The organism is Streptomyces sp. NBC_00299 (genome assembly GCF_036173045.1).
GTDB lineage: Bacteria > Actinomycetota > Actinomycetes > Streptomycetales > Streptomycetaceae > Streptomyces > Streptomyces machairae.
Window position 1 is genome coordinate 4,315,001 of the sequence record NZ_CP108039.1, and the last position, 11,591, is coordinate 4,326,591.

The following is an 11,591-nucleotide window of genomic DNA, read 5'->3' on the forward strand; positions in this document are numbered from 1 at the left end:
CATGAGTCCGACGCGCTGTTCTGCATCGTCGATCTGCACGCGCTGACCGTGGACCACGATCCGGCGCGGGTGCGCAGGCTGAGCCGGCAGGCGGCGACGTTGCTGCTGGCGGCCGGGCTGGATCCGAAGCTGTGCACCGTCTTCGTACAGAGTCATGTGGATGAGCACGCTCGGCTGTCGTATCTGCTGGAGTGCGTGGCCACGGACGGCGAGATGCGGCGGATGATCCAGTACAAGGAGAAGGCTGCGCGGGAGCGGGTGCGGGGCGGGAGCGTGCGGCTGTCGCTGCTGACGTATCCCGTGCTGATGGCGGCGGACATCCTGGCGTACGGGACCGATCAGGTGCCGGTCGGGGACGATCAGACGCAGCATGTGGAGCTTGCGCGGGATCTCGCGGTGCGGTTCAACCAGCGGTACGGGCATACGTTCGTGGTTCCTCGGGCCACGCCTCCGCAGGTCGCCGCGCGCGTGATGAACCTGCAGGATCCGACGGCGAAGATGGGCAAGAGCGACGATTCCGGGCCGGGGATCGTCTATCTGCTCGATGAGCCCGATGTGGTGCGGAAGAAGGTCATGCGGGCCGTGACCGACAGCGGGCGGGAGGTCGTCTACGACCGGGCCGCGCAGCCGGGGGTGGCGAATCTGCTGGAGATCCTCGCGGCCTGTACGGGTGGGAACCCATCGGAGCTGAGCGGTGTATATGAATCGTACGGAGCTTTGAAGTCAGCCACCGCGGAGGCTGTGGTCGAGGTCCTCAAGCCCGTGCAGGAGAGGCACAGGGAGCTGTGCGCGAATCCTGGCTATGTGGAGGGGGTGCTGCGGGATGGTGCGGAGCGGGCTCGGGCGATGGCCCGGCCGGTCGTGGATGCCGCCTATCGCGCGATCGGGTTGCTGCCGGCGAGTGCAGCTACGGCTGTGGCAGCGGCTGCCGATATCGAGGTGACCGCTTAGGGGGCGCGCTGGGCCGCCCCTCGGGCGGGGCGGCCGGCGCGTCAGGCGTTGTTTCCGGAGGCCAGCTCGCGGCTGCGGTCGCGGGCTGCTTCGAGGGCGGCGATGAGGGCGGCTCGTACGCCGTGGCTCTCGAGTTCGCGGATGGCGTTGATGGTGGTGCCGGCGGGGGACGTCACGTTCTCGCGGAGCTTGACGGGGTGTTCGCCGCTGTCGCGGAGCATCGTCGCGGCGCCGATCGCGGACTGGACGATCAGGTCGTGCGCCTTGTCGCGGGGCAGGCCGAGAAGGATGCCGGCGTCGGTCATGGCTTCGACCAAGTAGAAGAAGTACGCCGGGCCGGAGCCGGAGAGGGCGGTGCAGGCGTCCTGCTGGGACTCGGGGACGCGCAGCGTCTTGCCCACGGAGCCGAAGATCTCCTCGGCGTGGGCGAGGTCGGCTTCGCTGGCGTGGCTGCCGGCGGAGATGACGGACATCGCCTCGTCGACGAGGGCGGGGGTGTTCGTCATGACGCGGACGACCGGGGTGCCGGCGGCTAGGCGGGACTCGAAGAAGGAGGTGGGGATGCCTGCGGCTCCGCTGATGACCAGGCGGTCGGCGGGGACGTGCGGGGCGAGTTCGTCGAGGAGGGTGCCCATGTCCTGCGGCTTGACCGTGAGGATCAGGGTGTCGGCGGTCTTGGCGGCTTCCGCGTTGGTGACCGGGGTTACTCCGTGGCGGGCACGGAGTTCTTCGGCTCGTTCCGCGCGGCGGGCCGTCACCAGGAGGTCGGCCGGGGCCCAGCCGCCGCGGATCATTCCGCTGAGCAGGGCTTCGCCGATCTTGCCGGTGCCGAGGACTGCGACTTTCTGGGTCATGGCTGCGGTGCCCTCCGGGGGTTGCGTTGTCCGGGTTCATCCTCCCATCAGGGGCACCTTTCGAGGTGGCGAGTCCAGTGGGCGGACGGGGTTGGGCGGACGGGCCGGACACCGGGCCCGGCCCTGGCCGGTCATGCCGTCCTGCGCCGCAGGGTTGCCGCGCCGAGGCACAGGACCAGCAGGGCGCAGCCCGCCACGATCAGGGCGTCGCGTACGAAGGCGGCGGTCATGTCGGTGTGCATGAGGACCTCGTTCATGCCGTCGACCGCGTAGGACATGGGGAGGACGTTCGAGATGGCTTCGAGGGCGGGGTGCATGTTGTCGCGGGGAGTGAAGAGGCCGCAGAGGAGGAGTTGGGGGAAGATCACGGCCGGCATGAACTGGACGGCCTGGAATTCGGAGGCGGCGAAGGCCGAGACGAAGAGACCGAGCGCGGTGCCGAGCAATGCGTCGAGCAGTGCCACGAGCAGGAGCAGCCAGGGGCTGCCGGTGACGTCCAGGCCCAGGAACCAGAGGGCGAGTCCGGTCGCCAGGGCGGACTGGATGATCGCGAGGGTGCCGAAGGCGAGGGCGTAGCCGGCGATCAGGTCGCCCTTGCCGAGGGGCATGGCGAGGAGGCGTTCGAGGGTCCCCGAGGTGCGTTCGCGCAGGGTGGCGATGGAGGTGACCAGGAACATCGTGATCAGCGGGAAGATCCCGAGGAGGGAGGCGCCGATGCTGTCGAAGGTGCGCGGGCTGCCGTCGAAGACGTAGCGCAGTAGGAACAGCATCACGCAGGGGATGAGGACCAGCAGCGCGATGGTGCGCGGGTCGTGGCGGAGCTGGCGCAGGACCCGGGCGGCGGTGGCGGTCGTGCGGGCAAGGCTCAGGGCTCCGGTGGGGGCCGGCCGGAGTGCGGTGGGGCTCGTCGTCGTGGTCATCGCGTGGTCTCCTTCGCGCGGGCTGCCGCGGTCGCCTCGTCGACCAGGTGCAGGAAGGCCGCCTCGACCGTCTCGGAGTGCGTACGGGTGCGGAGGGCGTCCGGAGTGTCGTCGGCGAGGATCTGGCCCTCGCGCATCAGGAGGAGGCGGTGGCAGCGCTCGGCCTCGTCCATGACGTGGGAGGAGATGAGGAGGGTGGCGTTGCGGGAGGCGGCGATGTCGTGGAAGAGGCTCCAGAGGTCGCGGCGCAGGACCGGGTCCAGACCGACCGTCGGTTCGTCCAGGACGAGGAGTTCGGGGGTGCCGAGGAGGGCGACCGCCAGGGAGACGCGGCTGCGCTGGCCGCCGGAGAGGTTGCCTGCCAGGGAGTCGGCGTGGCTGGTGAGGTCGACGTCGGCGATGGCACGGGTGACGTTCTCGTGGCGCCGTTCGGCTGAGGCGCGGCCCGGGTCGAGGATCGCGGCGAAGTAGGTGAGGTTCTGGCGGATCGTCAGGTCGTCGTAGACGGAGGGAGCTTGGGTGACGTAGCCGATGCGATTGCGCAGGGTGGGCCGGCCTGCGGGGCTGCCGAGCACGTCGAGGGTGCCGGTGACCTTGGCCTGGGTGCCGACGATCGCCCTCATGAGGGTGGTCTTGCCGCAGCCGGACGGGCCGAGCAGGCCGGTGATCTGGCCGCGCGGGACGGTGAAGTCGAGGTCGCGGAGGACCTGGCGGGTGCCGCGTACGACGTTGAGGGCCTCGGCTCGGATGGCGGGGGTGTCGGGTGGCGGGTCGGATCGGACGGGGGAATAATTCATCATGTGATGAATAATCCTCCGACCGGCCTATCGCGTCAAGCGCCGGGGAGGGCCGGTGGTCGGGTGTGGGCACATGGGTCGCCCGCCCGCCCGCGCCGGGTCGGGGGCGGGGCGGGCGGAGGGGACGTGACAGTCGGTCGCTGGTTGCTGAACGGCGCGGGGGTCAGGAGGTGGTGGCGATGAGGAGGTCGACGTCGTAGGTCTCCTCGATGATTCCGTCCGGGAAGGTGTCGAGAAGGAGTTGCTTTTCCTCGGTGAGGAAGGTGGTGCTCGCTTCCGGGCCGTGGACCAGGAAGAGCGAGTGGCTGCCGAGGTTCGCCAGGTGCGTGTCGAGGGGGATGCGACGGCTCCAGCGGACCTTGTGGCCGGTGAAGTCGAGGAGGCCGGTGGGGTCGGAGAGGGCGGCTCGGGCGCCGCTGCCGTTCTGCTCGACGGCGGGGTGATGACCGAAGCGCTTCTCGATACGGACTGCCTGTGCGGCGTGCCAAGGGATGTCGAGCGGGGTGGTGTTCCACCACAGGGCGAGTGCGCCGCCGGGGCGCAGTACGCGCAGGGCCTCGGGCACGGCGTGGGCGGGGTCCGTCCAGTGCCAGGCCTGAGCGTAGGTGAGGAAGTCGGCGGAGGCTGTGGCGAGGGGAAGGGCGTTGCCGTTGCCACGGACGATCGGTATGTCGGGGTGGGTGCGGCGGAACTGGGCCGCCATGCCGTCGCCGGGCTCGACGGCCAGTACGGCGGCGCCGCGCCGGTGCAGGAGTTCGGTGGCGATGCCGGTGCCCGCGCCGACGTCCACGACGCGCGCGCCGGTGAGGGAGCGGCCGGCGAGCTCTTCGATCGCGTCGAAGAGGGCGGATGGGTAGGAGGGGCGGTTCGCGGCGTACTGGGCTGCGGCCGCGTTGAAGGAACGGGCTCGGTCGGCGTGGGAAGGGGCCGTCATACGGCCATGGTGGCCCTGGTCGGTGCGATAGGCGCCGACTTTTCCGAGAGGGGGCGGGCTGCGCGCCCCGCACAGCGCCACGTGGGAGGTGGGCGGAGGTGTTGGTGCGGCTCCCGTGCTAGCCGCGGCGACGCTTCTTCGCTGGGTTGCCCGTGCGGCGGGTGGTGCGGTTCTGGTGTTGCTTGCGGGCCGCCTCGTATTCCTCGCGGTGGAGTCTCTCGCCGGGTGCCTCGGTGAGGGAGCGGAAGAAGTAGGCGAGGAGAGAGCCGACGAAGCCGATGGTCAGGAGGCCGCGCAGGGAGGCCTGGCGGTCGGGGTCGGGGCGTTTGGTGAAGCCGTCCCAGGTGTGGCGGAAGGCGAGGGCGCTGCAGACCGCGAACATCAGGACCATCAGGAGGGTCACGAAGCTGCCGATGTCGGCGATCTGGAGCCCCTGGTAGGCCAGGCGCAGCACCAGGCAGGCGGCGGCCGCGGTGGCGAGGGAGCCGGCGGACACCGCGATACGGCGGGCGGTGTAGCTGTTGTCGCGGTCGACCCAGGTCGTGCCGAAGAAGCGCAGGGGCTCGGGGCGGGGGCCCGTGGAGCCCGCGGGGGTGTCCGGGGTGCCGTTCGTCTCGCTCACGCGTCGATTATGGCTCCGGCACGGCCGCGGGCTCCGTACGGGTCACCGCATACCGGTCAGGACGAACAGCGGGGGCGGACGTAGCCGTCGCTGCCTGTCCGTACATAGGCGTCCGAGACGTACTCGCCGCTGGCGATGTTGTCCCAGATGTTCGTCGTGCCGTACGGGCCCGTCACGCGTGTGCCCGGCGTCTGGCAGTAGATCGCGACCCGGATGCCCTCGGACAGGACCTTGATGATCGGGTAGCTGGTGCCGGGGCCGCTGCGGACGTTGAGACGGACGCCCGGCGCGACCGAGTAGTACGGCACGGCCGCGGCCGTAGCGGCCATCGTGACGGCGGCATCCGCGGCCTTTTCCTCGCCGCCGTCCAGCAAATCGACACGGTCAACCGACATGAGACTTCCCCCCGTTGATCCCCATGACCGTCATGGGGTCCCGTTGATTCCCCTAAATCACGCCATGAAACAGAAGTTCACAACTCGAACGCGGAGACTAGCAAGCCGCCTCTGTATCGCACGAGTCATCGACTAGGCTCCGTGCGTCGCGCGCGCGGACGAACAGCACGGGGGTGGTCCCATGGCGCCACAGCAGAACGCCGGAGCGGGCGCGGAAGCGGAACTTCCCGAGTACGCCGGTCACTACCGTCTGGAGTCCCACCTGGGGTCCGGCGGCATGGGCGTCGTACATCTCGCACGGAGTACGTCGGGCATGCAGCTCGCCGTGAAGGTCGTGCATGCCGAGTTCGCGAAGGATCCCGAGTTCAGGGGGCGGTTCCGGCAGGAGGTGGGGGCGGCTCGCAGGGTCAGCGGGGCCTTCACCGCGCCGGTGGTGGACGCCGATCCGGAGGCCGAACGGCCCTGGATGGCCACGCTGTTCATCCCTGGGCCGACCCTCTCCGACCAGGTGAAGCGGAACGGGCCGATGGAGCCGGCGCAGTTGCGGCAGCTGATGGCGGGGCTGGCGGAGGCGCTGCGCGACATCCACCGGGTCGGGGTGGTGCACCGGGACCTGAAGCCGAGCAATGTGCTGCTCGCCGAGGACGGGCCGAAGGTCATCGACTTCGGCATCTCTCGGCCAAAGGACAGCGAACTGCGCACCGAGACCGGGAAGTTGATCGGCACGCCGCCGTTCATGGCGCCGGAGCAGTTCCGGCGGCCGCGGGAGGTCGGGCCGGCCGCCGACATCTTCGCGCTGGGGTCCGTGATGGTGCATGCCGCGACGGGACGAGGGCCATTCGACTCCGACAGCCCGTACGTCGTCGCCTACCAGGTCGTCCATGACGAGCCGGACCTGACCGGCGTACCGGAGAATCTCGCGCCGCTCATCGGGCAGTGTCTCGCCAAGGAGCCCGAGGACCGTCCCACGCCGGACGAGTTGATGCGGGAGCTGCGGTCGGTGGCGGCCTCGTACGACACACAGGCGTTCATACCGGCGCAGCGCACGGGGGATGCTCCCAAGCCGGAACGGGGTTCCGCGAAGCCGGAGCCGGATCCGCAGCCAGAGGCAGGGCCGGCCTCGACGAGAGGGCGCCTGCTCAAGCGGGCAGCGCTTGCGGGCGTGGCTCTGGCGCTTGTCGTCGTCGGCGGAGTCGCCGCTGTGCAGCTGATGGACGACGTCCACCAAGAGCGTCCGAGCCGGAGCGGCAGCGACGGAGCATCCTCCGCGTCGCCAGGGTTCGGGCCCTGGGCCGTCAAGCCGGCGCCGCAGGGGAAGGGTCTGCCCAGATGCACGTACGAAAGACCCGGACTGCTGTGTACACAACCGGGGCTGATCAGCTCGCTCGATCCCACGGACGGCAGCGTGCTGTGGCGGCATGACCTGGACAAAGGCGACTCCCCCGGCGGCCCGCCGACCCTCTCCGGTGGGCTGGCGCATGTGCTGACGCACGCTGGCCGGCGTCTGGAGGCGCTCGATCCCGCGACGGGCAAGGCGCGGTGGCAGCTGGACGTCTCGGCGTACCGCGGATTCCGGTTCGCGAGCGGCATGCTGCTGCTCAGCGGAGCCGACGGGCGGATGACCGGTGTCGACAGCGCGTCCGGCGAGACGAAGTGGTCGCGGGGGATCCCGGGGCTGAGCGAGGCGTACGTCGTGTCGTTCCCGAAGAGCCCGTGGGCTCTCGTGACGAGTACGTCCGCCGACGGGGACCGGACACGGGGCATGGCGGTCGATCCGAGTACCGGCGATGTGCGCTGGGACGTACGACTCGACGGCGATCTGACTCCCGTCGGGGTCGCCGGCGGCGAGGTGTTCTTCCTTGCGGGCGGCGGTGACTACGGCGAGGCGAAGGCCGTGGTCCGCTACAGCCCGGAGTCCGGGGCTACGCGGCGCGTGGACCTGCCCGTTCCGGTGGTTCAGGCGCAGGCCGGCGTACACGGTGGGGTGGTCTACCTCCTGGGCACCGGCGGGTCACTGGTGGCGGTCGACACCCGCGCGGGCAAGCAGTTGTGGTCGCTGGAGACAACCGTGAGCCAGGGCTCGGCGCCCGTCTCCGACAGCCGGCGCGTGTACTTCACCGCCGCCGACGGGCGGCTGCTCGCCGTCGACGCCGCCGAGGGGAAGCTCCTCGGCCAGACGCCCCCGCGCCTCAACGCGAACTCCGCCGAGGCCACAGCGGCGTTGCCGCCACCCGGCCTGGGCGACGGCGGGATCTACGCCACCGCCCCCGACGGCACCGTCTTCGCCGTGGACGCGCGCAGCCCGTCCGCCTGGTGACGACAGAGGGGGCCTGTCCGCCGGGTGACGGCAGAGGGGGCCTGTCCGCCGGGTGACGGCAGAGGGGCCCGTCCGCCGGGTGACGTGGCAGAGGGGCCGCCTCCGAAGAGACGGCCCCTCAGGAACCTCAGGAACCCTCGTAGTACCTCACGAGCCAGCCCCTGGCGGGACTCAGCCCAGCTTGGTCACGTCCCGCACCGCGCCCTTGTCGGCGCTGGTCGCCATCGCCGCGTATGCCCGCAGCGCGGCCGACACCTTGCGCTCGCGGTTCCTCGGAGCGTACGCCCCGTTCAACGCCTGCTCACGGCGTGCGAGTTCCGCATCGTCGACCAGCAACTCGATCGAGCGATTCGGGATGTCGATGCGGATACGGTCGCCGTTCTCGACCAGGGCGATCGTGCCGCCCGACGCGGCCTCCGGGGAGGCGTGGCCGATGGACAGACCGGACGTGCCGCCGGAGAAGCGGCCGTCGGTGATCAGGGCGCAGGTCTTGCCGAGGCCGCGGCCCTTGAGGAAGGACGTCGGGTAGAGCATCTCCTGCATGCCGGGGCCGCCCTTGGGGCCCTCGTAGCGGATGACGACGACGTCGCCGTCCGTCACCTGTTTGTTGAGGATCTTCTCGACGGCCTCTTCCTGCGACTCGCAGACGACCGCCGGGCCCTCGAAGGTCCAGATCGACTCGTCCACACCCGCGGTCTTGACCACGCACCCGTCGACGGCGAGGTTCCCCTTCAGAACCGCCAGGCCGCCGTCCTTGGAGTACGCGTGCTCGGCGCTGCGGATGCAGCCGCCCTCGGCGTCCTCGTCCAGCGCCTCCCAGCGCTCGGACTGCGAGAAGGCCTCCGCCGACCGGACACATCCCGGGGCCGCGTGCCACAGCTCGACCGCCTTCGGCGAGGGCGAGCCACCGCGCACGTCCCAGGTCTTCAGCCAGTCCGACAGGGACGGGCTGTGGACGGCGTGTACGTCCTCGTTGAGCAGGCCGGCGCGGTGCAGCTCGCCCAGCAGGGCCGGGATGCCGCCCGCGCGGTGCACGTCCTCCATGTAGTACGTGCGGTCCTTGGCGACGTTCGGCGCGACCTTCGCCAGGCAGGGAACCCGGCGGCTGACCTCGTTGATCTGCTCCAGCCCGAACGGAACGCCCGCCTCCTGGGCGGCGGCCAGCAGGTGCAGGATCGTGTTGGTCGAGCCGCCCATCGCGATGTCGAGGGCCATGGCGTTCTCGAAGGCCGCGAAGGTGGCGACGTTGCGCGGGAGGACCGTCTCGTCGTCCTGGTCGTAGTAGCGGCGAGTGATGTCCATGACCGTGCGGGCCGCGTCCTCGTACAGGGCCTTGCGGGCCGTGTGCGTGGCGAGGACGGAGCCGTTGCCGGGCAGGGACAGGCCGATGGCCTCCGTCAGGCAGTTCATCGAGTTGGCGGTGAACATGCCGGAGCAGGAACCGCAGGTCGGACAGGCGTTCTCCTCGATACGGAGGATGTCCTCGTCCGAGATCTTGTCGTTCACGGCGTCGGAGATCGCGTCGACCAGGTCGAGCGTACGGACCGTGCCGTCGACCAGCGTGGCGCGGCCGGACTCCATGGGGCCACCGGAGACGAAGACCGTGGGGATGTTCAGCCGCAGCGCGGCGTTCAGCATGCCCGGGGTGATCTTGTCGCAGTTGGAGATGCAGATCAGGGCGTCGGCGCAGTGCGCCTCGACCATGTACTCCACGCTGTCGGCGATGAGGTCGCGGGACGGCAGGGAGTACAGCATGCCGCCGTGCCCCATCGCGATGCCGTCGTCGACGGCGATGGTGTTGAACTCGCGCGGGATGCCCCCGGCCTCCCTGATCGCCTCGCTGACGATCCGGCCGACGGGCTGGAGGTGCGTGTGACCGGGCACGAACTCGGTGAAGCTGTTCGCCACCGCGATGATCGGCTTCCGGCCGATGTCCGCACCGGGTACACCGGAGGCGCGCATAAGGGCGCGGGCGCCCGCCATGTTGCGGCCGTGGGTGACTGTGCGGGACCTCAGCTCGGGCATCGTCGCTCGCTCCTTCAGGGACAGCAGAGACTGCGATCAGAGACTTCTGACTGCTAACGAGCGTACGCCGGTCATCCAGAGGGCGGGACGAGGTGTCCGAAATGCGGGACGCATGTCTCGCGGAACAGGCATTTGTCCCGTCACCGACCGGTGAGGTGCCCCTGCACGACGGGCGCCACGCGCGCGATGATCTGCTCCACGTCCACCGAGGCGATCGGCTCGATCTTGATCACGTACCGCATCATCGCGACGCCCACCAGCTGCGCGGCGGCGAGCTCGGCGCGCAGCTCGGCGTCCGGGGCGTCGAGCTCGCCGGCGAGGCGCCGCAGCAGCTGGGCGGAGACGAGCCGCCGGAAGACGGCGGCAGCGGCCTCGGTGTTGACCGCCGACCTGACGATGGCGAGCAGCGGCTTCCGGGACACCGGGTTCTCCCAGAGCCCGAAGATGAAGCGCGTCATGCGCTCACCGACGTCGTCGAGAGGCCCCTGAAGCACCACGTCCCGCACCTTGAAGGCGGGCGCGAAGGCGACCTCCACGGACGCCTCGAAGACCTGCTCCTTGGTGCCGAAGTAGTGGTGCACGAGCGCCGAGTCCACGCCGGCCGCCTTCGCGATGCCGCGCACGGACGTCTTCTCGTAGCCCCGCTCGGAGAACTCCTCGCGGGCGGCGCTCAGGATGCGGTCGCGGGTGTCTGCGGATTCCGTACGCGGGGGTCGGCCACGGCGTCGGGAGCCCACCCCGCCTTCGCCCGAGGTGATGCCGGTCACGGCCGGGACACCTTCATCGCCGAGGCCAGATGCAGTCGCGTGAAGGCGAGGGCCTCGGCGAGGTCGGCCTCGCGTTCGGCGCTGGACATCGCGCGGCGGGTGTTGACCTCGATGACGACGTGACCGTCGAAGCCGGTCAGGGCGAGCCGCTCCAGCACCTCGGCGCAGGGCTGGGTGCCGCGGCCCGGGACGAGGTGCTCGTCCTTCGCCGACCCTCTGCCGTCGGCGAGGTGGACGTGGCCGAGCCGATCGCCCATGCGGTCGATCATCTGCAGGGCATCCGTCCGGGCGGTCGCCGTATGACTGAGATCGATCGTGAAGTGCCGGTAGTCGTCCTTCGTCACGTCCCAGTCGGGGGCGTACGCGAGCATCTCGCGGTCGCGGTAGCGCCAGGGGTACATGTTCTCGACGGCGAACCGCACATCCGTCTCGTTCGCCATCCGCCAGATTCCCTCGACGAAGTCGCGGGCGTACTGGCGCTGCCAGCGGAACGGGGGGTGTACGACGACGGTGGCGGCCCCGAGCTTCTCGGCGGCCGCCTGGGCGCGCTGGAGCTTGGTCCACGGGTCGGTGGACCACACGCGTTGCGTGATCAGCAGACAAGGGGCGTGGACGGCGAGGATCGGGATGCGGTGGTAGTCGCTCAGCCTCCGCAGGGCCTCCATGTCCTGGCTGACCGGGTCGGTCCACACCATGACCTCGACACCGTCGTACCCGAGGCGCGCGGCGATCTCGAAGGCCGTCGCCGTCGACTCCGGATAGACGGAAGCCGTCGACAGAGCGACCTTCGCATCCGGGATGCGCACCACTGGTTCTGCCACGGGGACAGCGTACGGGGCGGTGCTGGGCGTCGGGGAACTGATGGGGGTGAGGGCTCTGGGAGGGGGTGCAACCGGCCATGGGTGCGAACTGGGTGTATGCCGGGGGGTGGAGTCGGGGGGTGTGGCGGGGTTCACGCCGCGAGGGGGGTTCGTTCGGGGCGGGCGTCGACGCGGGGCGGGTTCCAAGG

The 11,591-nt window shown here is 70.3% G+C and carries 11 protein-coding genes (1 of these 11 cut by a window edge); 2 read left to right on the forward strand and 9 right to left on the reverse strand.

Annotated elements, in window-relative coordinates:
- On the forward strand, positions 1 to 951 hold the 3' portion of the coding sequence (trpS, locus tag OHT51_RS18835) for a tryptophan--tRNA ligase (RefSeq protein WP_328880101.1). The gene continues 93 nt to the left of window position 1, outside the view; only the last 951 of its 1,044 coding nucleotides appear in the window; its start codon lies off the left edge, out of view; the stop codon is at positions 949 to 951.
- Between the two features lie 41 nt (positions 952 to 992).
- Here trpS and proC read toward each other — a convergent pair whose 3' ends face one another.
- The 6 genes from proC to OHT51_RS18865 form a co-directional block, all read right to left on the reverse strand.
- A complete protein-coding gene (gene proC / locus OHT51_RS18840) occupies positions 993 to 1,805 on the reverse strand; it encodes a pyrroline-5-carboxylate reductase (protein WP_328880102.1) in 813 nt (270 codons plus the stop codon).
- Between the two features lie 131 nt (positions 1,806 to 1,936).
- The gene (locus OHT51_RS18845) at positions 1,937 to 2,725 is read right to left on the reverse strand and encodes an ABC transporter permease (protein WP_328880103.1); all 789 of its coding nucleotides are present in this window, start codon (positions 2,723 to 2,725) and stop codon (positions 1,937 to 1,939) included.
- On the reverse strand, positions 2,722 to 3,525 hold the full coding sequence (locus OHT51_RS18850) for an ABC transporter ATP-binding protein (protein ID WP_328880104.1): 804 nt from the start codon (positions 3,523 to 3,525) through the stop codon (positions 2,722 to 2,724). The genes OHT51_RS18845 and OHT51_RS18850 overlap by 4 nt, the downstream gene beginning before the upstream one ends.
- A gap of 160 nt (positions 3,526 to 3,685) precedes the next feature.
- Positions 3,686 to 4,456 (reverse strand): class I SAM-dependent methyltransferase, encoded by a 771-nt coding sequence (locus OHT51_RS18855; protein WP_328880105.1) that lies wholly within the window; start codon positions 4,454 to 4,456, stop codon positions 3,686 to 3,688.
- 118 nt (positions 4,457 to 4,574) lie between these two features.
- On the reverse strand, positions 4,575 to 5,078 hold the full coding sequence (locus OHT51_RS18860) for an EamA/RhaT family transporter (RefSeq protein ID WP_328880106.1): 504 nt from the start codon (positions 5,076 to 5,078) through the stop codon (positions 4,575 to 4,577).
- Between the two features lie 56 nt (positions 5,079 to 5,134).
- Entirely contained in the window at positions 5,135 to 5,473 is a 339-nt protein-coding gene (locus OHT51_RS18865) for an SH3 domain-containing protein (protein WP_328880107.1), read from the reverse strand.
- Positions 5,474 to 5,654: 181 nt separating this feature from the next.
- Between OHT51_RS18865 and OHT51_RS18870 the strand changes: the two genes are divergently transcribed.
- Positions 5,655 to 7,790 (forward strand): serine/threonine-protein kinase, encoded by a 2,136-nt coding sequence (locus tag OHT51_RS18870; protein WP_328880108.1) that lies wholly within the window; start codon positions 5,655 to 5,657, stop codon positions 7,788 to 7,790.
- Positions 7,791 to 7,961: 171 nt separating this feature from the next.
- Here OHT51_RS18870 and ilvD read toward each other — a convergent pair whose 3' ends face one another.
- The 3 genes from ilvD to OHT51_RS18885 form a co-directional block, all read right to left on the reverse strand.
- A complete protein-coding gene (gene ilvD / locus OHT51_RS18875) occupies positions 7,962 to 9,815 on the reverse strand; it encodes a dihydroxy-acid dehydratase (RefSeq protein ID WP_328880109.1) in 1,854 nt (617 codons plus the stop codon).
- Positions 9,816 to 9,955: 140 nt separating this feature from the next.
- On the reverse strand, positions 9,956 to 10,582 hold the full coding sequence (locus tag OHT51_RS18880) for a TetR/AcrR family transcriptional regulator (protein ID WP_328880110.1): 627 nt from the start codon (positions 10,580 to 10,582) through the stop codon (positions 9,956 to 9,958).
- On the reverse strand, positions 10,579 to 11,403 hold the full coding sequence (locus tag OHT51_RS18885) for a sugar phosphate isomerase/epimerase family protein (protein WP_328880111.1): 825 nt from the start codon (positions 11,401 to 11,403) through the stop codon (positions 10,579 to 10,581). The genes OHT51_RS18880 and OHT51_RS18885 overlap by 4 nt, the downstream gene beginning before the upstream one ends.
- Between the last annotated feature and the right edge of the window lie 188 nt (positions 11,404 to 11,591).